This is a genomic window from Frateuria sp. GZRR33 (genome assembly GCF_051900425.1).
GTDB lineage: Bacteria > Pseudomonadota > Gammaproteobacteria > Xanthomonadales > Rhodanobacteraceae > Frateuria_A.
In genome coordinates this window covers 23,666-42,800 of the sequence record NZ_JBHZGK010000015.1, presented here as the reverse complement: position 1 = coordinate 42,800, position 19,135 = coordinate 23,666, and the positions used below count along the sequence as shown (strand labels likewise).

Sequence of the window (19,135 nt, the reverse complement as noted above, 5' to 3'; positions counted from 1 at the left end):
GTGATGCAAACCCCTGGCGCATGTCGGAGCGCACCTGTGCGCGACTATCGTGTCCCCGGTCGCGCACAGGTGCGCTCCTACAGGAACCGGTCCAGCAAGGGGAGCCAAACGGCGCAGGCTTACTTCACTACGCGCAGGTGGGGTGAACGCTTGGGCTTGTCCTGGCCTTCGCCAGGTGACGAGGGGCCGGAATCGTCCGGGCCGGGCGCCGGAGGCGGCGCGTCGCCATCCTCGGTCGGGAACATCATGCCCTGCCCGTTTTCCTGCGCGTACAGCGCGAGCACGGCCTGCACCGGAATGCGGATCGCCTGGCTGACGCCGGAAAAGCGCGCCTGGAAACCGATGTAGTCGTTGCCGAGCTCGAGGTTGGCCACCGCGCGCATGGCGAGGTTGAGCACCACCTGCCCGTTCTTGACCACCTGCGGCGGCACGCGCACGCCCTCGACGGTGGCGTCCACCAGCACATAGGGGGTCAGCTGGTTGTCGGTGATCCAGTCGTAGATCGCCCGCAGCAGGTACGGACGATTGGAGCTCATCGGCGGCGAGCGGTCGGTCATCGGCACGTGCCGGTCATGGCCGCATCGCCCGCTCTTCGTTGGTCAGGCTGCGCGCGTAACCCTGGCTGTGGAACAGCCGCTCGCCATAGTCGACGATCGGCTTGCCCTCGCGGCCCAGGTCCACGCCCAGCCACGGCAGGCGCCAGACCACCGGAGCAACCAGGCAGTCGACCAGGCTCATTTCGGGATTGAGGAAGAACTTGGCCGCCTTGAACAACGGCAGCGAGGCGAGCAGGTGTTCGCGCAGACGCTTGCGCGCGGCGTCGGCCGGACGGCCGCCGGCGCGGATGGTGTCCACCTCGGGCAGCCAGTCGCGCTCGATGCGCACGGTCGCCAGGCGCAGGCGCGCGCGCGACAGCGGATCGATCGGCATCAGCGGCGGATGCGGATAGCGCTCGTCCAGGTATTCGCAGACGACCGCGGTGTCGTAGAGGGTGAGGTCGCGATCGACCAGTGTCGGCGTGCTGCCGTAGGGATTCAGATCGAGCAGGTCTTCCGGCGGCTTGGCCGGGTCGACCAGCACACGCTCGTAGCTGACGCCCTTGGCCGCGAGCACCAGTCGCGCGCGATGGCACTGGATGTCGTCGGCGGTGGTGTACAGGGTCAGTACGGTACGCGAACGAGCGCTTTGCACCATGCGCTTTTCTCCCCTTGTATAAGCGATGCGGCGGCGCAAGAGGGCCGCCGCATCCGATGCTGACAGGTGTCCGGCTTAGTGGACGTCCTTCCAGTATTCCTTCTTCAGTGCATAGGCCAGCAGGGTGAACAGCGCCAGGAACAGGATCACCCAGATGCCATAGGCATGGCGCTGCAGCGCCGCCGGCTCGGAGACGTAGGCCAGGAAGTTGGTCAGGTCGCGGGCCGCCTGCTTGTACTGCTCAGGCGTCATGCGGCCGGGCTGGGAAAGCTCCAGCTTCTCCACGTCTTCGCTGCCGGGCTTCTTCACCGCGGTCTGCACGCCCTGCAGCTCCCACAGCGGGAACGGCATGGAGGCGTTCGGGAACACGGTGTTGTTCCAGCCCACCGGGCGGCTCGGGTCGACGTAGAAGCCGTTGAGGTAGCCGTAGACCCAGTCGGCCGTCTTGGCGCGCACTTCCAGCGAAAGATCCGGCGGAGCCTTGCCGAACCACTGCTTGGCCATGTCTTCGGGCATGTGCGAGATCACCGGCTCGCCGAACTTGGCGCCGGTGAAGTTGAGGTTTTCCATCACCTCTTTCTCGGTCAGGCCCAGGTCCTCGGCGATGCGCGAGTAACGCTGGTACTTGAGCGAGTGGCAGCCCACGCAGTAGTTGAAGAACAGGCGCGCGCCGCGCTGCAGCGACGCCTGGTCGCGCAGATTGACGTTGGCGGAAGGCAGCTCCGCGCCGCCCTCCTCGGCGATGGCCTGGGTGCTGCCCACGAGCAGGCCCAGGGCGAGCGTCATCGAAAGAAGAATGTGCTTCATCAGTAGCTGCCGCTTAGTCATGCATGGTCACCCGTTCCGGAACCGGCTTGGTGGTTTCCCAGCCGAGGCGCGTGTACAGCCACAGGAACACGAAATAGCCGAAGTAGACCAGCGTCCAGAAGCGACCGAACAGGTTCTCCCAGAAGGTCACGTCGACGTCGCCGAACCACTCCGGGATCACCTCGGCGGTGATGCCCGCGCCGACTGCGCCCAGCATGATGAACGACAGCACGAACAGGCCCAGGCCGACCTTGTAGCCGGTGCCGCGGTAGCGGATCGACTTGACCTTGCCCACGTCGATCCACGGTAGCGCGAACAGCAGCGCGATCGCGCCGAACATCGCCAGCACGCCCCAGAACGCCTGACCCAGGAACGAGGGGATCATGCGCAGGATCGCGTAGAACGGAGTGAAGTACCACACCGGCTTGATGTGCGCGGGCGTGGCCAGGTTGTTCGCCGGGATGAAGTTGTCGTGCTCCAGGAACCAGCCGCCCATGGTCGGTGCGAAGAAGATGATGAACGCGGCGATCAGCAGGAAGAAGCCGACGCCGACCAGGTCCTTGACCGTGTAGTACGGATGGAACGGGATGCCGTCGGCCGGCTTGAGCGCGTCCCAGCGATTGCCCTTCGGACCCTTCTTGATCTCCACGCCATCGGGGTTGTTCGAACCCACTTCGTGCAGCGCGGCGATGTGCAGCACCACCAGCAGCAGCAGCACCAGCGGCAGCGCGATCACGTGCAGCGCGAAGAAGCGGTTGAGGGTGGCGTCGGCGGGCAGGTAGTCGCCCATGATCCACTCCACCAGCGTGCCGCCGATGACCGGGATCGTGCCGAACAACGAGATGATCACCTTGGCGCCCCAGAACGACATGTTGCCCCACGGCAGCACGTAGCCCATGAAGGCCTCGGCCATCAGCACCAGGAAGATCAGCATGCCCAGCAGCCACACCAGTTCGCGCGGCTTCTTGTACGAGCCGTACATCAGGCCGCGGAACATGTGCAGGAACACCACCACGAAGAACAGCGAAGCGCCGGTGGAGTGCATGTAGCGGATCAGCCAGCCCCATTCCACGTCGCGCATGATGTACTCGACCGACGCGAAGGCTTCCGCCGCGCTGGTCTTGTAGTTCATGGTGAGGAAGATGCCGGTCACGATCTGGTTGACCAGCACCAGCAGCGCCAGCGAACCGAAGTAGTACCAGAGGTTGAAGTTCTTCGGCGCGTAGTACTCGGTCATGTGCTTGCGGTAGGCAGGCATCATGTTGGGCGCGCGCTCGTTGACCCAGTCGCCCATGCGGGTGAATACGTTAGCCATCAGCCGGCCTCCTTGGGATCGACGCCGATCTGGATGTGCGTATCGTCCACGAAGTGGTACGGCGGCACCTGCAGGTTCTTCGGCGCGGGCACGCCCTGGAAGACGCGGCCGGAGAGGTCGTAGCGCGACTTGTGGCATGGGCAGAAGAAACCGCCCTTCCAGTTCGGGTCGAACGGTTCGGGCTTGATCTGGGGGAAGAACTCCGGCACGCAGCCCAGGTGGGTGCAGATGCCGATCACGACCAGCCACTCGGGCTTGATCGCGCGGTCCGGGCCCTTGATGTAGCTCGGCTGCTGGTCGACCTCGGAATTGGGATCGACCAGGCGCGGGGCCAGGGTCGGCAACACCGCAAGCTGGTCCTGCGTGCGGCGGACCACGAACACGGGCAGGCCACGCCAGGCGTAGTCGACCTTCTGGCCCAGCTCGATCTTGCCGATATCGGCCATGACCGGCGCACCGGCGGCCTTGGCGCGGGCGCTGGGCTCCCAGGACTTGATGAAGGGCACGGCTGCCGCGACGACTCCGACAGCACCCACCACGGAAGTGGTCGCTGTCAGGAAGCGGCGGCGGCCATGATCGACGACTTCGTTCGCCATCAGGCTCTCCGGTACATGCAATGCCATTGAGATGCGAGCCCCGTTTGGGAGCCTGCAAAAATCGCGTTAGTGTAGCGTCAGGGCCTGGCCCGTACAATCAATCACACGAGGGGAGACGACCTTCCCGCGCGCCTCCACGTCCGGCCCACGCAAACCATTGAAGCCATGAAGAACGCCGCCGGCGCGCTCGCCTTTATCGCCCGCTTCGTCATCCTTGGACTGGCGCTTGCCTTCGTGGTCGGGCTGTTCTGGCCGGGCAGCGGCGACCGCCTGCGCGCACGCTTCGGCCTGGGCCATGTGCCGCAGGCCTCGGCCTCCACGGAGCATCCCGCGGCGGCACAGGCCACCGTCCCCGCACAGGGCAACGGACCGGTCTCCTACGCCGATGCCGTGGCGAAGGCCGCGCCCTCGGTGGTCAACATCTACGCCAACAAGATGGTCACCGCGCGCGCGGTGCAGATGTACGACGATCCGGTGCTGCAGCGGCTCTTCGGCGGCCTGCCGACCGGCCCGGCGTACAAGCGCCCCCAGCAGGTGCTCGGCTCGGGGGTGATCGTCAGCGACAAGGGCTACGTGCTGACCAACAATCACGTGATCGCCAACGCCGACGACATCCAGGTATTGCTCTACGACGGCCGCATCGCCAAGGCCACCCTGGTCGGAGCCGACGAGGAAACCGACCTGGCCGTGCTCAAGATCGGTGCCGGCAACCTGCCGGTGGTGAAAATCGCCGATGGCCGCTCGTTGCGCGCCGGCGACGTGGTGCTGGCGATCGGCAACCCGCTGGGCCTCAACCAGACGGTGACGATGGGCATCGTCAGCGCGGTCGGACGGCAACTGTCCAGCTCCAGCGCCGAGGACTTCATCCAGACCGACGCCGCGATCAATCTTGGCAATTCCGGTGGCGCGCTGGTCAATGCCAGGGGTGAACTGGTCGGCATCAATACGCTCTTGATCGGGCGGCAGGCCAATGCCGAGGGCATCGGCTTCGCCATCCCGGTAGGCAACGCGAAGAACGTCCTGGACCAGATCATCGCCACCGGCCACGTGGTGCGCGGCTGGCTGGGGGCAGACTACGCGTTCGTGCCGGTGGCGGCCGACAGCGGCCTGCCCGCAGCGGCCCGCGGCGCGCAGGTGACCGACGTCTATCCCGGCGGCCCCGCGGCACAGGCCGGCATCCAGCCGCACGACATCCTGCTGCGCATCGGCACCGACGACATCCTGGATCCGGCCGATCTGCGCCGGCACGAGGCCGCGCTCAAGCCCGGCACCAGGGTCGAAGTCTCCGGGCTGCGCAATGGCGTGCCATTCCACGCCGACGTCACCCTGGCCCGACGCCCGCCGCTGCAGACCCGCGCCCCGCTGGACGGCTGAAGCCAAGGCGTCCCTTTGCACGAGCGCACTCCATGCGCGAGCGCCATTTCCGTCGTGCCGTAGCGCCCAGCCGGCGCAAAGATGACGGTCGCGCACGGGGTGCGCTCCTACAGGGAACCAGCGAGATCTCAGGGCGCGCCGCTGGCGCGCATCGCGGTCATCGCGCCATGCACAGCGGCGCCGTAGCGCTTGCGCAGCTCGCCAACCCGCTTCACGTACACCTGGGTCTCGGCGAACGGCGGCACGCCGTTGTACCGCAGCACCGCCCCGGGCCCCGCGTTGTAGGCGGCCGCGGCCAATTGCTCGTCCCCGCCGAAGGTCTTGAGCAACTGCGCCAGGTAGCGGGCGCCGCCGCGGATGTTCTGCCCGGCATCGAACGCATCAAGCACGCCCATGTCGCTGGCCGTCCCCGGCATCAGCTGCATCAGCCCCTGCGCCCCCTTGAGCGAGAGCGCATTGGGATTGAACGCGCTCTCGGCGTGGATGACGGCGCGCAGGAATGCTTCGTCCACGCCCGATTCCGCACTGGCTGCGCGCACGGCATCGGCATAGGCGGTCAGGTTCAGGCGCACGCGGTTCCAGTCGATGGTCGAGTGCAGGTTGCAGGCCGCGCAGGTGGCGATATAGGTAAATAGCGTGGTCACCGCGCGGCCCCTGCCGCTGCCCGGCGCGAGATTGGTGTATTCGACCGAGCCGTCCGCCTTCTGGACGCGATAGACCGCGCCGCGCAGCACGCGGTTGCCCGGCGCAGCCGCGGCCGTCGTGTCGGGGGCGCCCTCGCGGTAGTTCCATTGGCCTGCATCGACAGTGCGCGCGGTGGTGTCCACCGAGCCCTCGACACCGGTCAGCGACACCCGCCGGGCGGTGGTCTGCACCCAGCCATGCACCCCTGCCAGCGACGCGACCGGTTTCCTGGGCGTCGCGGGAACCTTGCGGCGCGAGTCGGCGAAGGACGCGACCTTGTGGCAACCGCGGTAGCCGGCGGTGGTACTGCTGTATACCGTTTCCCCGCCCGACCCGGTGCACTGGTAGAGCGCCCCGGCGTGCGCCTTCGGCAGGCACAGCAACCCCGCCAGCAGCGCACAGGCAAGCGCGACCCTGCAGAGGATCGACCGACCCGGGAAAGCAACGGAAGCCACGCCGGCGCTCTCCCCTTCGCGTGCGGCGGCAAACATGCGCGGAGTGTGCCCCCACGAGGGGGCGGAAGCCAGCGCCGCCACACGGTTCCGTGCGGGCTGGCAAGCTTTTCGTGGCCGCTCCCGTTCGAAATGGCAGAGGGCTTGCGCCGAGGCGGCGCTTCGCCCCCCGCGGGCTGCGCCCGAGGCGAGCGGGCTGGAAGAGCCAGTTGTCGCAGGAGCCCACCTGCGCGCGACTGCGCGCTCCCCATGTCCCGGCATGTCCGCAAGTGATTGATCCCAACCACAAACTGGCACCCGTAAACCCACCCGCGTAAACTGTGCGGTTCGGCGCCCATCCCCGGCTGGCGCCCAGGCAAACGGTAGACCAGCCCATGAGCGGCAAACTTTTCATCAAGACCCACGGCTGCCAGATGAACGAGTACGACTCGGCCAAGATGGCAGACGTGCTCAAGGCTTCGCACGGCCTGGAACTGACCCAGGACGAATCCGAGGCGGACGTCATCCTGATCAACACCTGCTCGATCCGCGAGAAGGCCCAGGAAAAGGTGTTCAGCCAGCTCGGTCGCTGGAAGGAGCACAAGCAGGGCGGCAAGCCGGTGCTGATCGGCGTCGGCGGCTGCGTGGCCTCGCAGGAGGGTGAGGCGATCATCAAGCGTGCGCCGTTCGTCGACCTGGTGTTCGGCCCGCAAACGCTGCACCGCCTGCCCGAGCTGATCGAGGCCAAGCGCGAGACCGGCAAGCCGCAGGTGGACATCTCCTTCCCCGAGATCGAGAAGTTCGACCGCCTGCCGGAGCCGCGCGCCGAAGGCCCGACCGCCTTCGTCTCGATCATGGAAGGCTGCTCCAAGTACTGCAGCTACTGCGTGGTGCCCTACACCCGCGGCACCGAGATCAGCCGGCCGTTCGACGACGTATTGGTGGAAGTGGCGCAACTGGCCGAACAGGGCGTACGCGAAGTGACCCTGCTGGGGCAGAACGTCAATGCCTACCAGGGTCCGATGCACGACGGTGGCGTCGCGGACCTGGCCGTACTGATCCATGCCATCGCGCAGATCGAATCGATCGGCCGCATCCGCTTCACCACTTCGCACCCGCTGGAGTTCTCCGACTCGCTGATCGAGGCCTATGCGAGCGTGCCCAAGCTGGCCAACTTCCTGCACCTGCCCGTGCAGGCCGGCTCCGACCGCATCCTGGCGGCCATGAAGCGCGGCTACACCACGCTCGAGTTCAAGCAGAAGATCCGCAAGCTGCGCGCGGTGCGCCCGGACATCTGCATCAGTTCGGACTTCATCGTGGGCTTCCCCGGCGAGACGGACGACGATTTCGAGAAGACCATGAAGCTGATCGAGGACGTCGGCTTCGACCAGAGCTTCTCCTTCATCTTCTCCGCCCGTCCGGGCACGCCGGCGGCGAACCTCGCCGACGACACGCCGCCGGAAGTCAAGCATGCGCGCCTGTCGCGGCTGCAGGCGAAGATCAACGACAATGCGCGGATCATCAATGAGGCCATGGTCGGCACCGTGCAGCGCGTGCTGGTGGAAAAGCCCAGCCGCAAGAATCCCAACGAGCTCACCGGCCGCACCGAGAACATGCGGTTCGTGAACTTTCCCGGCAACGCGCGCCTGATCGGCCAGTTCATCGACGTCCAGATCACCGAGGCCATGACCAACTCGCTGCGCGGGCGCGTGCACCTGACCGAAGAAGTGACCGCCTGAACCTCACCACTCCCTCCCCTGCCTGCGGGGGAGGGTTGGGGAGGGGTGCTCTTCCACTGCGGAGGGACAACCTCCTCCCGGCCTCCCCCTGCACGCAGGAGGAGGAGCCAACCCACGGAACCCCATGACCAACGGCCTCAACGAACGCGACTTCGCCCTCGACCCGGAAGACAACGCCCGGCTGGCCAACCTGTGCGGCCCGTTCGACGAGCACCTGCGCCAGATCGAGTTGCGCCTCGGCGTCGAGATCGACCACCGCGGCAACCTGTTCAAGGTGATCGGCGAAGAACCCCCCGCACGTGCCGCCGAAAAGGTGCTGCGCGCGCTCTACGCCGCCACCGAAAAGGAAACCCTCACCGGCGCGCAGATCAATCTGCAGCTGGCCGAGTCGGGCATCGACGCAATGGTCGACGAGGCGGCCGAGGGCGCCCAGGAAGTAACGATCAAGGTCAAGCGCGGCGTGATCAAGGGCCGCGGCGCGAGCCAGGCCCGCTACCTGCACGCCATCGCCACCCACGACATCAACTTCGGCGTGGGCCCGGCCGGTACCGGCAAGACCTACCTGGCGGTCGCCAGCGCAGTGGAAGCGCTCGAAGCCAACCGCGTGCAGCGCCTGTTGCTGGTGCGGCCGGCGGTGGAGGCCGGCGAGAAGCTCGGCTTCCTGCCGGGCGACCTCAGCCAGAAGGTCGACCCCTACCTGCGCCCGCTCTACGACGCGCTGTACGAGATGCTCGGCTTCGAAAAGGTCGCCAAGCTGATGGAGCGCAACGTGATCGAGATCGCGCCGCTGGCTTACATGCGCGGTCGCACGCTCAACGATTCGTACGTGATCCTCGACGAAGCGCAGAACACCACCGTCGAGCAGATGAAGATGTTCCTCACGCGCATCGGCTTCGGCTCGGTCGCGGTGATCACCGGCGACGTCAGCCAGATCGATCTGCCCCGCCACGTCCGCTCGGGCCTGCGCCACGCGATCGAAGTACTGCGCGGCGTCGACGGCATCAGCTTCACCTTCTTCACCTCGCGCGACGTGGTGCGCCATCCCCTGGTGGCGAAGATCGTGCGCGCATACGAGGCGTTCGAGCAGGCGAGCGAGGACCAGGGCGCAGGGAAAAAAGGCGGCGCGGCGTGAGTGCCATGGCCAGGCGCCCCCGTCCGGCTGCCATCGCCCTGCCCGCTCCCCGGCTATCCGTGAGTTATGCCGTGCCCCGTGCCGGCGTGCCCTCGCCGGCCAGCTTCCGCCAGTGGGTGGCGGCGGCGCTTCAGGGCGCCAGGCGACGCAAGCCGGCGGAGGTCGCCATCCGCATCGTCGACACCGACGAAGGCCAGGCGCTCAACCGCGGCTACCGCGGCAAGGACTACGCGACCAACGTGCTTTCCTTCCCCGCCGAACTGCCGCCGGGCGTGGATCTCCCATTGATCGGCGATCTCGCCATCTGCGCCCCGGTGGTCGCCCGCGAGGCGGCGGAACAGAGCAAGAAACCGCGCGACCACTGGGCGCACCTGACTGTGCACGGCACGCTGCATCTGCTTGGCTACGACCATATCGAGGATGCCGAAGCGGAGGTGATGGAGGCGCTGGAGACGCGGATCCTGGCCACGCTGGGTATTGCTGACCCCTACGCCCCGCAATGACGCCCCTCGCGCAGCGTCGGGACAGGCCCTCGGCAGGAACAGCTGACCTGCACGGACGCCGGGAGCGCACCCGTGCGCGACCGCGATACGGTCCGGCAGTCGCGCACAGGGTGCGTTCCTACGGACAGGCGTGGCGTGCCAGGTTCATGCAGCGATACCCGCCCGCTTGTGCCCTGAATCTCCACGTTTTTTCCGCTAGACTCCGGCTTTCCGCCCCTTCACGGGCCGCTCTTCCTTGAGTTGATGAACGACGACCCTGGCAGTACCAATGGCCCGGCCCCCCACCGCTCCTGGTGGGATCGCCTGGGCCATCTGTTTTCCGGCGAACCGCGCAACCGCGACGAACTGATCGAGGAACTGCGCGCAGCCCAGGCCAACGGCCTGCTCTCCAACGACACCCTCACCATGGTCGAGGGTGCGCTCAAGGTCACCGAGCTGAGCGTCGACGACGTCATGGTGCCGCGCGCGCAGATCGTGATGATCCCCGCCGGCGCCTCGCTGCCCGAGATCCTTGCCAAGGTGGTCGATTCGGGCCACTCGCGCTTCCCCGTGCACGGGGAGGACAAGGACGAGATCATCGGCATCCTGCTGGCAAAGGACCTGCTCAAGTATTTCGGCGACGCCGAGGGCTTCGACCTCGCGCTGCTGCTGCGCCCGGCAGTGCTGATCCCCGAGTCCATGCGGTTGAACGTGCTGCTCGCCGAGTTCCGCCGCTCGCGCAACCACATGGCGCTGGTGGTCGACGAATACGGCGGTGTCGCCGGCCTGATCACCATCGAGGACGTGCTCGAACAGATCGTCGGCGAGATCGACGACGAACACGATGACGAGGACGAGCCGAGCCTGATGCACGAACTGCCCGGCGGCGGTGGCTGGATGGTCAGCGCGCTGACCCCGATCGCCGACTTCAATGAACAGACGGGCGCGAGCTTCTCCGACGAGGAGTTCGACACCGTCGGCGGCATGGCGACCGCGGAGTTCGGGCATCTGCCCGAAGTGGGCGAGGAAGTGGTCTTCGGCGGCTACCTCTTCATCGTCACGGAGGCCGACGACCGGCGCGTGCAGCAGTTCCGGGTGAACCGGCAGTCCGCCGATGCCTGAATTGTTCTTCGGCCGTACATTCCTTGCCCCCTCCCGACTTCCCCCTGCGCGCAGGGTGAGGAGCCCGAGGCTCGCCGCGCCCCGCCCCCTCCCCTGCGTACAGGGGAGGGTTGGGGAGGGATCCCGCCTTTTCGCCGGCAAGCTCTGGCTGCTGTGCTTTCTGGCCTCGCTGCTTGCCCTTGCCCTCCCCGTCCCCGCCCGCGCCGGCGTCGCCAACGCCCCGGGAGCAAACCTCCAGGTTTCGCTGATCACCTACGGCCCCGGCGACACCTACTGGGAACGCTTCGGGCACGACGCCATCGAGCTGCGCGATACGGTCAGCGGCGAGGCGTACAACTTCAACTACGGCGTGTTCGACTTCGACGAGAGCGGCTTCCTGCTCAACTTCGCGCGCGGCCGCATGCACTACCTGATGGATGCCGCGCCCACCACGCTGGACCAGAGCTGGTACATCCAGGCCGGCCGCTCGGTCACCCGCCAGCAACTGGATCTCACGCCGGAGCAGGCGTCCGCACTGCGTGACTTCCTGCTCTGGAACCTGCGCCCGGAAAACGCCCGTTACGACTACGACTACTACGTCGACAACTGCACCACCCGCGTGCGCGACGCGCTGGACCGCGCGCTCGGGGGCGTGCTCAAGGCCCAGCTCACCCGCCGCCCCGGCGGGATGACCTACCGCCAGCAGACCGCCCGCCTGATGAGCGCGCAACCGTGGCTGATGCTGCTGCTCGATCTGGGCCTCGGACCTTACGCCGACCAGCCACTCAACACGTGGCAGGAAAGCTTCCTGCCATCCGTGCTCTCGCAGCAGCTGGCCAGCGTGCAGCTCGCCGGCGCGCAGGGTGCGCGCCCGCTGGTGGCCGGCACCGCTTTGATTTCACCCAATCGCCTGGACACGCCGCCGGCGACGGCGCCCGACCTGCGGCTGCCGCTCGCCCTCGCAGGCCTGGCGCTGGCCATCGTGCTGCTGCTCGCGCGCCGGTCCTGGCCGGCCGGCTTCAGCCTGCTCGGCACGCTTTACCTGCTGTTCGCCGGCGTGACCGGCATCGGGCTGCTCTTCCTGTGGCTCCTGACCACGCATCACGCGGCCTGGGCCAACGCCAACCTGCTGCTTTTCAACCCGCTCGCGATGGCTCTGCTTCCATCGGCGTGGCGCGCCAGGCGCGGCCTGCCCGCCTCTCGCCTGGCCGATGCCGTGCTCGTGCTGCAACTGCTCGCCCTGCTGGCCGCCGTGCTGCTGCACCTGCTCCCCGGCACCGTCCAGCAGAACCAACCCTGGCTGCTCTTCGCGATGCCGGCGTGGCTGGCGATGGCCTGGGCGCTCCGCGCGAGGCGCCCCTTGTAGGAGCGCACCTGTGCGCGAGCGCCATCTGCACTCTGCGAATGCCGCTCGCGGACGGACCTGATCCACGGGCCGGGCCCGCGCAATTGCCTCGTGCCCGACCACCGCGCATGATGCGGAGATGACCTCGTCCAGCTCGCCCGCACCCGCGTCGCTCCATGCCCACAACGGCATGGTGGTCAACTGCATCGCCTACCGCGGCGACGGCACCCGCATCGGCGACGTCACGCTCGACGCGATCAGCGACGTGCTGCAGGAACCCGGCACCTTCGTCTGGGTCGGCCTGCACGAACCCGATGCCCCCTTGCTGCTCAAGCTGCAGGAGGAATTCGATCTGCACGATCTCGCGGTCGAAGACGCACACAAGGCACACCAGCGCACGAAACTGGAGGCCTACGGCGATTCGCTGTTCCTGGTGGTGCAGACGGCGCAGGTCGTCGATGGCAACCTGGCCTTCGGCGAAACGCAGATCTTCTTCGGCGAGCGCTACCTGGTGACGGTCCGCCACGGCGCCTCACTGTCCTATGCGCCGGCACGCCGCAGCTGCGAACAGGCACGCGAGCTGATGCAGAACGGGCCGAGTTACGGCCTGTACGGCGTGCTGGACTTCATCGTGGACAACATGCTGCCGATCGTCCGCGACTTCCGCGAGGAGCTGCACCGGCTCGAAGCGGACATCTTCGCCGAGACGTTCAAGCGCAGCACCGTGCGTCGCCTTTACGACATGCAACGCGACCTGACCACGCTGCGCCTGGCCGTCGCCCCCCTGCAGGACATCACCAACCAGCTCGTGCGCATGCACCCGCAGCTGATTCCCGACGACCTGCGCCCCTATTTCCGTGACGTCTACGACCACGTGACCCGCGTCAACGAGTCGATCAGCGCCATGCGCGAGATGCTGGCCGCCGCGATCAACGTGAACCTGTCGCTGGTCACCTTCGGCCAGAACGAAGTGATGAAGCGCCTCGCCGGCTACGCCGCACTGCTGGCCGCGCCGACCCTGATCACCAGCTGGTACGGCATGAACTTCAGCCACATGCCCGAGCTGGACAAGCCGTGGGCGTACCCGCTGGTGATCGTGCTGGTGGCGGGTGTGGTGGGCGGGATCTATACCTGGCTGAAACGCGTCAAGTGGCTGTAGGCCGTTTTCCGATCGCGCGCCCATGGCGCGCCTGCAAATCGGGCGTTGGGTGCGCTGCGAGTTGGGAAGATTGAATCTGTAGGAGCGCCCTTGGGCGCGACCACAATCTTCACGGTCACAATGTTGGCCGCACCCGCATACGCTCCTGCAAGAAGCCATAGGCGGCTCACACGGTTTCGGCCCACAGGAAAATCAGCATCCGACGGCTGCTTGGTTCGTGGCGCGACCGCATGCTGCGGACATGCCTCGCAGCTCTGGACATCGTGCGCTACGCGTCGGACGCAAATCCTTGCCACATCAGGTCTATCTGCTTACGACTGTCACGAGGCAACGCATCCCCTTCTTCCTTGATCCCGGACACGCGCGCACGGCTTGTCGCTGCATGATCAGCGACGAATGCCGGAGCGATGCGACGCTATTGTGCTGGGTGTTCATGCCTGATCACTGGCACGGGCTAGTGCAACTGGGATGCCAGGACGACTTGTCGCGAGTCATGAATCGCATAAAAGCCGGCGTCGGCAGACGATTACAGGCGGAGCATTCCGCCGCGCGAGTCTGGGCGCCGGGTTTCCATGACCGCGCGTTGCGGCAGGAGGACGCTCTTCGCGCCACCGCCCGGTACATCATTGGCAACCCGGTACGCTCGGGCCTGGTTTCGCACGTTTGCGACTATCCCTATTGGGACTGCGTGTGGCTGTAGCGGGGGTGCATTCCCTGAGCAGGGCTACGTGTCGCGCCCAAGTGCGCTCCTACAAAGAAAACGGCGGCCGAAGGGCCGCCGCTTCCAGGACTCAGTGCCTGGCGGTATCGCCGCCATCCTTCGACGTCCACCGCTTCAGCCACGCATTCACCGTCTCGTGCCACATCACGCTGTTCTGCGGCTTGAGCACCCAGTGGTTCTCCTCCGGGAAGGTCAGGAACTCGCTCGGGATGCCCTGGCGCTGCAGCGCGGTGAAGGCGCCCAGGCCCTGGGTGATCGGGATGCGGAAATCGTTTCCGCTGTGCACCACCAGCATCGGCACGCGCCAATCCTTGACGTGGTTGATCGGGTTGAAGCGCTCGTAGTTCTCCGGGTGGTCGAACTGCGTACCGCCGTTCTCCTTCTCTTCGAACCAGAGCTCCTCGGTGGCGTAGTACATCATCCGCGCATCGAACACGCCGTCGTGGTCGACCAGGCACTTCCACGGCTGGTTCCACACGCCGGCGATCCAGTAGACCATGTAGCCGCCGTAGCTGGCGCCCAGCGCGCAGGCGTTGTCGCCGTCGAGGAAGCTGTACTTGTCCAGCGCGGCCTTCCAGCCGGCCTTGAGATCGTCCAGCGGCTTGCCGCCCCAGTCGCCCGAGATCGAGTCGGTGAACGCCTGGCCGTAGCCGGTGGAACCGTGGAAGTTGACGGTCACCACCGCAAAGCCCTGCCCGGCGTAGGTCTGCGGGTTCCAGCGATAGCTCCAGTCGTTGGTCATCGCGCCCTGCGGGCCACCGTGGATGATGAAGGCGACCGGGTACTTCTGCCCGCGCTTGTAACCCACCGGCTTGACCACGTAGCCCTGCACGGTTTCGTTGTTCCAGCCCTTGAAGGTGAAGAACTCGAAGTCACCCGTCCTGGCGTTCTTCAGCCGCTCGGCGTTGTAGTGCGTCACCTGCTTGAGGCCGCGGCCGTTGGCGTCGGTCAGGTAGAGGTCGACCGGATGCTTGAGGTCATCGCGCGCCAGCAACAGCTTGCCGTTCTGGAGCGAATAGCCGCCCACCGAGCCTTCGCCCACCAGCTTGGTCACCTTGCCGCTGGCCGCGTCGATGGCGAACAGGGGGTGCTGGCCCTCGTCGTCGGCGGTGGCATAGAGCGTCTTGCCGTCGTCGGCGATCGTGAGCGCGCCGGCGGAACGGTCCCACTGCGGATCGATCTCGCGCGTGGCGCCGCTCTGCAGGTCCATCGCCATGACCGCGAAGCGGTCGGCCTCGAAGCCCGGCTCCTTCATGGCCAGGTAGTAAAGCGTCCTGCCGTCCGGCGAAGGCACGGGATAGGCATCCCACGCCTTGTTCGCCTCGGTCAGATTCTGCGGCGCGGAAGAACCATCGGCCGGCACGCGGTAGAGGTCGAAATTGGTCGACCAGGGCTCACTGGTGCCGGCGATGCGCACGTCGAAGTAGACCGTACGGCCATCCGGCGAGAAGGCGAACTCGCTCTCGTCGCCGAAAGGCTTGCTGGGAATGTCGCCGTCGATGCCGCGGCTGAGCAGGGTCGGCTCGGCCGGCAACATGCCCTGGCCGTCGAAGTGGGCGATGAACAGCTGGTTGCGGCGCCCGTTGGCCCAGGTGTCCCAGTGGCGCACGAACAGCTTGTCGTAGACGGTGCCGGTCGCCTTGTTCTTCTCGCGGCCGTCGACGCGTTCCTTGGTGCAGGCCAGGTCCGCACAGTCGGTATAGACCTCGTAGGAAAGCAGCACGCTCTTGCCATCGGGCGCAAGCTTGTAGCCGCCCAGGTCCAGCACGCCGTGACTGACCTGGACCGCGGCCGGGTGCCCGGCCAGGTCCAGCTTGTCGCCCGTGCCCAGGTCCACGCGCCACAGCTGCGAGATGCCGTCGGCCGCGGCCATGTAATAGAGGCTGTGGCCGTCGGCCGCCCAGCGCGCCGCGCTGCCCTTGTCCACCACCTTGACCGGCTCGCTGCCCTTCTTCAGGTCCAGCACGTAGATCGCGTTGATGCCCTTGTTGGCGGCGTAATCCGTGCTGCGCACGCCGAAGGCGGCATAGCGGCCATCGGGTGACAGCTGCGGGTCGCTGACCCGATCCATCATCACCAGGTCGCGCACGTTGAACGGGTGCGGGGTGTGGGTTTCCAGGTCGACGGCCAGCGCCGGTGTGGCGAGCAGGCCCAGTGCAAGCGCGGCGAACAGCGGCTTCATGGAGTTTCCCTTGGTTGAAGGCGAAACCCGCAACTTAAGCGGGCTGGCAGGTAGACGCAACCGATGCGAGCCTTCGCCAGTACCATTCACGCGCCCCAGCTCTCCAAAAGGCCTGCGAAGCACCATGTCCTTGCCCGACGCACGCGCACGCCACTGGATGTGGCCCGCCCTGCTTGTGCTTATAACGGCGCTCTCGCTGGGCGTGCGCCTGCACTACGTCATACACGCCCAGGTGCTTCAGCCGGTAGACGATCAACAACACGTGCGGGGCGACGGCGTGGAGTACTACGCCTACGCACGCAATCTCGTCCGTTACCACGTGTTCTCAATGGCGCCGGAAACCGGGACGCCCCCTCCCGCGGACAGCTTCAGGGACCCCGGCTATCCGTTGTTTCTCGCCGCCTGGATGAAAGTCTGGCCCGACTGGACCCGCTGGTATGCCGCCGTGCTCTTGAGCCAGGCGATACTAAGCGGGCTGGCCGTGCCGCTGGGCATGTTCATGGCACGGCGCTGGATGCCGCTGCCGTGGCTCGCCGCCGCGGGGGTCCTGATGGCGCTGTGGCCACACAGCGTTGCGATCAACAGCTTCATCCTGAGCGAGTCCTGGGTCGGATTCCTCGCGGTCGCCGGTCTCACATGGACCGGTTGGGGGCTGGACAAGGGCAGCGTGCCACACGCCATCGGTGGAACCGCCGTCCTGACCATGGCCGCACTGAGCAACGCGGTGCTCATCCCCCTGGTCCCCTTGGGGGTCTGCTGGCTGCTCGCCTGCCGCCGGATCAACCGACGCACGGCACTGGGGTTGCTCATCTTCCCTGTGTTGTTCTGTGGCGCCTGGCAGGTGCGGGGGGCGCTGTTGCCCCCTTCGCCTTCGTCGAGCGGACGGGCGCTGATCAATCTCGACCAAGGGTCGTGGCCCAACTATCACGCCGCCTACCGCGGCGCTTCCCGGCACGACCCGAACGCGGCCGCCGCACTGGGGGCGATCGACCGCGAAACGACCCTGCTGCAACGGGAACCGTTGCAGGGGTTGCAAGCGATCCTGGGCCGCATGGGGCGAAAGCCGCTTCACTATGCCGCCTGGTACGCGAGCAAGCCCTGGCTCTTCTGGGGGTGGGACATCCGGATGGGACAGGGCGACATCTATGTCTATCCCACACGTCACTCCCCGTTTCTCGAGAACGGCGCGCTCAGGGCGCTCGCGGCAATGTGCAAGGCCCTGAATCCGTTCCTGTTCGGGGCCTTGCTGGTCGGATGGTTCGCCATGGCCATGCGCCGCCGCGAACTACCGCCATCCCTGCATTTGGCGGGTGTGCTCACGATCTACGTCACCCTGGTGTACACGGTGCTGCAGGCCGAACCCCGGTATTCGATCCCGTTCCGCCCCATCGAGATACTGCTGGCGCTTTGGGCCATCTGGCTAACCTGCAGTGCGGTATGGAGATATCGCGCAGAGGCAAGCGGACACGACGGTACGTGACACCAATCACAACTCGATCAAGCCGGGCCGATCCGCCGACCCGTTTGGTATAAAACCTGCCTCGCTCGGACGACCAACAGGGGACTTCCATGCGAACGATTCGACGTGCCGGCGGCTTTACGCTGATCGAGTTGATGATCGTGATTGCGATCATCGCCATCCTGGCTGCCATCGCGATACCCGCGTACCAGGATTACGCCATCCGCGCCCAGGTATCCGAGGGACTCAGCCTTTCCACGGGCCCCAAATCGGCCGTATGGGACTTCATCTCCAACACCGGCCGGTTTCCACCCAACAACACATCGGCCGGCCTGGCGAACGCCGCCTCGATCAACGGAAGTTACGTGTCCAGCGTCGATGTCACCGGGGGCAAGATCGACGTGGCGTTCCAGGGGCCCAAAGCCAACATCCAGATCCACAGCGCCGAGCTGGTCCTGTCGCCGGTCACCTATGCCGGCAGCATCGCCTGGACCTGCAGCGGATCGGGGACAACCCTACCGGGGAAGTACCTGCCCGCGTCGTGCCGCCGCTGACGGCTAGAGACGTACCCTTGACAAACTTTGGCACTAGGTGCCGCTTTTAGGCAGAGCCGCCAGATGCCAGCCCTGTCACGATTCTTCAACCGGGCACTACGGCAAACAGACGGGTTGTAGACATTCGTGACGACGTGCACAATCGCCCGGCCTGCAGCTATGCGGCAATAAAGAAGCAGTGAGCGTGGCACGCAAACTGCTTCGTACACCGCGAGCTTCCTGGTCGTTCCTGACCGCGTACGTGGGGTCCGATTCCGCCTAGGGGGATCCGGGACCGGGGCTCAGGGGGCATCAAAACCGGTTAGCTAACCAGCAAAGAACGAGGAACCATCATGAAGAAGAGCATCCAGAAGGGCTTCACCCTCATCGAACTGATGATCGTGATCGCCATCATCGCCATCCTGGCGGCCATCGCGATCCCGGCCTACCAGGATTACGTGATCCGCACGCAGGTGTCCGAAGGCATGTCGCTGGCCGATGGCGCCAAGACCGCCGTGGCCGAGTTCTACACCAATACCGGTCGTCTGCCAGACAGCAATGCTTCGGCGGGCCTGTCGACCGCCAGCAGCATCAACGGTCAGTACGTCAGCCAGGTGGGTGTCGGCTCGGATGGCAAGAATGGCGATGCCGGTCAGATCGTTGCTTCCTACGATGGCGACAAGGCCAATACGGCGATCAAGGGCGACGACGCGACTCTGACGCTGTCTCCGATCACCCACGCCGGTTCGGTCGAGTGGCATTGCAAGGGCGACGGCACCAAGGTCAAGGACAAGTACCTGCCGGCCTCCTGCCGCAATTCGTAATTCCACTGGTTCGTGCAATAACAAGAAGGGCCGCCATGCGGCCCTTCTTTTTTGGCC

Annotated in this window: 18 protein-coding genes; 11 read left to right on the top strand and 7 right to left on the bottom strand. The window is 66.2% G+C overall.

The genetic code is table 11. The annotated features are described in order from the left end of the window. Nucleotides 1-119: 119 nt before the first annotated feature. From ACFWZU_RS15190 to petA, 5 genes are all read right to left on the bottom strand, one after another. Nucleotides 120-536 (bottom strand): ClpXP protease specificity-enhancing factor, encoded by a 417-nt coding sequence (locus tag ACFWZU_RS15190; RefSeq protein ID WP_439702371.1) that lies wholly within the window; start codon nt 534-536, stop codon nt 120-122. A 34-nt stretch (nt 537-570) separates the two neighbouring features. Further along, complete coding sequence (locus tag ACFWZU_RS15185; protein WP_439702368.1) at nt 571-1,194, bottom strand: glutathione S-transferase N-terminal domain-containing protein; 624 nt, start codon at nt 1,192-1,194, stop codon at nt 571-573. A gap of 75 nt (nt 1,195-1,269) precedes the next feature. Next, nucleotides 1,270-2,001, bottom strand: coding sequence for a cytochrome c1 (locus ACFWZU_RS15180; RefSeq protein ID WP_439702367.1), 732 nt, complete (start codon nt 1,999-2,001; stop codon nt 1,270-1,272). A 13-nt stretch (nt 2,002-2,014) separates the two neighbouring features. Then, nucleotides 2,015-3,316: a cytochrome b gene (locus ACFWZU_RS15175; RefSeq protein ID WP_439702366.1), complete on the bottom strand. Its 1,302-nt coding sequence runs from the start codon at nt 3,314-3,316 to the stop codon at nt 2,015-2,017. Then, on the bottom strand, nt 3,316-3,912 hold the full coding sequence (gene petA / locus ACFWZU_RS15170) for a ubiquinol-cytochrome c reductase iron-sulfur subunit (RefSeq protein WP_439702365.1): 597 nt from the start codon (nt 3,910-3,912) through the stop codon (nt 3,316-3,318). Before petA ends, ACFWZU_RS15175 begins: the two co-directional genes overlap by 1 nt. 165 nt (nt 3,913-4,077) lie before the next feature. On the opposite strand from petA, the gene ACFWZU_RS15165 reads away from it, so the two are divergent. After that, complete coding sequence (locus tag ACFWZU_RS15165; protein WP_439702364.1) at nt 4,078-5,286, top strand: S1C family serine protease; 1,209 nt, start codon at nt 4,078-4,080, stop codon at nt 5,284-5,286. Between the two features lie 128 nt (nt 5,287-5,414). Here the strand turns inward: ACFWZU_RS15165 and ACFWZU_RS15160 are convergent, their stop codons facing one another. Next, nucleotides 5,415-6,461: a lytic transglycosylase domain-containing protein gene (locus tag ACFWZU_RS15160; protein ID WP_439702363.1), complete on the bottom strand. Its 1,047-nt coding sequence runs from the start codon at nt 6,459-6,461 to the stop codon at nt 5,415-5,417. A 335-nt stretch (nt 6,462-6,796) separates the two neighbouring features. Here ACFWZU_RS15160 and miaB point away from each other — a divergent pair, with 335 nt between their 5' ends. The 7 genes from miaB (at nt 6,797) to ACFWZU_RS15125 (ending at nt 14,059) form a co-directional block, all read left to right on the top strand. After that, nucleotides 6,797-8,140, top strand: a complete 1,344-nt coding sequence (gene miaB, locus ACFWZU_RS15155) for a tRNA (N6-isopentenyl adenosine(37)-C2)-methylthiotransferase MiaB (protein ID WP_439702362.1) — start codon at nt 6,797-6,799, stop codon at nt 8,138-8,140. A 124-nt stretch (nt 8,141-8,264) separates the two neighbouring features. Continuing rightward, entirely contained in the window at nt 8,265-9,272 is a 1,008-nt protein-coding gene (locus ACFWZU_RS15150; protein WP_439702361.1) for a PhoH family protein, read from the top strand. Nucleotides 9,273-9,277: 5 nt separating this feature from the next. Further along, nucleotides 9,278-9,775 (top strand): rRNA maturation RNase YbeY, encoded by a 498-nt coding sequence (gene ybeY, locus ACFWZU_RS15145; protein WP_439702360.1) that lies wholly within the window; start codon nt 9,278-9,280, stop codon nt 9,773-9,775. Nucleotides 9,776-10,018: 243 nt separating this feature from the next. Next, complete coding sequence (locus ACFWZU_RS15140) at nt 10,019-10,876, top strand: HlyC/CorC family transporter (protein ID WP_439702359.1); 858 nt, start codon at nt 10,019-10,021, stop codon at nt 10,874-10,876. A 148-nt stretch (nt 10,877-11,024) separates the two neighbouring features. Further along, on the top strand, nt 11,025-12,221 hold the full coding sequence (locus tag ACFWZU_RS15135) for a lipoprotein N-acyltransferase Lnb domain-containing protein (RefSeq protein WP_439702370.1): 1,197 nt from the start codon (nt 11,025-11,027) through the stop codon (nt 12,219-12,221). 118 nt (nt 12,222-12,339) lie between these two features. Next, entirely contained in the window at nt 12,340-13,359 is a 1,020-nt protein-coding gene (locus tag ACFWZU_RS15130) for a magnesium and cobalt transport protein CorA (protein WP_439702358.1), read from the top strand. A gap of 241 nt (nt 13,360-13,600) precedes the next feature. Then, nucleotides 13,601-14,059, top strand: coding sequence for an REP-associated tyrosine transposase (locus ACFWZU_RS15125; RefSeq protein WP_439702357.1), 459 nt, complete (start codon nt 13,601-13,603; stop codon nt 14,057-14,059). A gap of 91 nt (nt 14,060-14,150) precedes the next feature. On the opposite strand, the gene ACFWZU_RS15120 is transcribed toward ACFWZU_RS15125, so the two are convergent. Beyond that, on the bottom strand, nt 14,151-16,262 hold the full coding sequence (locus ACFWZU_RS15120; RefSeq protein WP_439702356.1) for a dipeptidyl-peptidase 5: 2,112 nt from the start codon (nt 16,260-16,262) through the stop codon (nt 14,151-14,153). 124 nt (nt 16,263-16,386) lie between these two features. Here ACFWZU_RS15120 and ACFWZU_RS15115 point away from each other — a divergent pair, with 124 nt between their 5' ends. The 3 genes from ACFWZU_RS15115 (at nt 16,387) to ACFWZU_RS15105 (ending at nt 19,078) form a co-directional block, all read left to right on the top strand. Beyond that, complete coding sequence (locus ACFWZU_RS15115) at nt 16,387-17,742, top strand: hypothetical protein (protein ID WP_439702355.1); 1,356 nt, start codon at nt 16,387-16,389, stop codon at nt 17,740-17,742. Nucleotides 17,743-17,831: 89 nt separating this feature from the next. Further along, complete coding sequence (locus ACFWZU_RS15110) at nt 17,832-18,275, top strand: pilin (protein WP_439702354.1); 444 nt, start codon at nt 17,832-17,834, stop codon at nt 18,273-18,275. A gap of 332 nt (nt 18,276-18,607) precedes the next feature. Next, complete coding sequence (locus tag ACFWZU_RS15105; RefSeq protein ID WP_439702353.1) at nt 18,608-19,078, top strand: pilin; 471 nt, start codon at nt 18,608-18,610, stop codon at nt 19,076-19,078. Nucleotides 19,079-19,135 lie beyond the last annotated feature (57 nt).

What these genes read in the sequence shown, in the direction of transcription:
- ACFWZU_RS15190 (WP_439702371.1), bottom strand. Translation starts at nt 536, where the DNA reads ATGAGCTCCAATCGTCCGTACCTGCTGCGGGCGATCTACGACTGGATC.
- ACFWZU_RS15185 (WP_439702368.1), bottom strand. Translation starts at nt 1,194, where the DNA reads ATGGTGCAAAGCGCTCGTTCGCGTACCGTACTGACCCTGTACACCACC.
- ACFWZU_RS15180 (WP_439702367.1), bottom strand. Translation starts at nt 2,001, where the DNA reads ATGAAGCACATTCTTCTTTCGATGACGCTCGCCCTGGGCCTGCTCGTG.
- ACFWZU_RS15175 (WP_439702366.1), bottom strand. Translation starts at nt 3,316, where the DNA reads ATGGCTAACGTATTCACCCGCATGGGCGACTGGGTCAACGAGCGCGCG.
- petA (WP_439702365.1), bottom strand. Translation starts at nt 3,912, where the DNA reads ATGGCGAACGAAGTCGTCGATCATGGCCGCCGCCGCTTCCTGACAGCG.
- ACFWZU_RS15165 (WP_439702364.1), top strand. Translation starts at nt 4,078, where the DNA reads ATGAAGAACGCCGCCGGCGCGCTCGCCTTTATCGCCCGCTTCGTCATC.
- ACFWZU_RS15160 (WP_439702363.1), bottom strand. Translation starts at nt 6,461, where the DNA reads ATGTTTGCCGCCGCACGCGAAGGGGAGAGCGCCGGCGTGGCTTCCGTT.
- miaB (WP_439702362.1), top strand. Translation starts at nt 6,797, where the DNA reads ATGAGCGGCAAACTTTTCATCAAGACCCACGGCTGCCAGATGAACGAG.
- ACFWZU_RS15150 (WP_439702361.1), top strand. Translation starts at nt 8,265, where the DNA reads ATGACCAACGGCCTCAACGAACGCGACTTCGCCCTCGACCCGGAAGAC.
- ybeY (WP_439702360.1), top strand. Translation starts at nt 9,278, where the DNA reads ATGGCCAGGCGCCCCCGTCCGGCTGCCATCGCCCTGCCCGCTCCCCGG.
- ACFWZU_RS15140 (WP_439702359.1), top strand. Translation starts at nt 10,019, where the DNA reads ATGAACGACGACCCTGGCAGTACCAATGGCCCGGCCCCCCACCGCTCC.
- ACFWZU_RS15130 (WP_439702358.1), top strand. Translation starts at nt 12,340, where the DNA reads ATGACCTCGTCCAGCTCGCCCGCACCCGCGTCGCTCCATGCCCACAAC.
- ACFWZU_RS15125 (WP_439702357.1), top strand. Translation starts at nt 13,601, where the DNA reads ATGCCTCGCAGCTCTGGACATCGTGCGCTACGCGTCGGACGCAAATCC.
- ACFWZU_RS15120 (WP_439702356.1), bottom strand. Translation starts at nt 16,262, where the DNA reads ATGAAGCCGCTGTTCGCCGCGCTTGCACTGGGCCTGCTCGCCACACCG.
- ACFWZU_RS15115 (WP_439702355.1), top strand. Translation starts at nt 16,387, where the DNA reads ATGTCCTTGCCCGACGCACGCGCACGCCACTGGATGTGGCCCGCCCTG.
- ACFWZU_RS15110 (WP_439702354.1), top strand. Translation starts at nt 17,832, where the DNA reads ATGCGAACGATTCGACGTGCCGGCGGCTTTACGCTGATCGAGTTGATG.
- ACFWZU_RS15105 (WP_439702353.1), top strand. Translation starts at nt 18,608, where the DNA reads ATGAAGAAGAGCATCCAGAAGGGCTTCACCCTCATCGAACTGATGATC.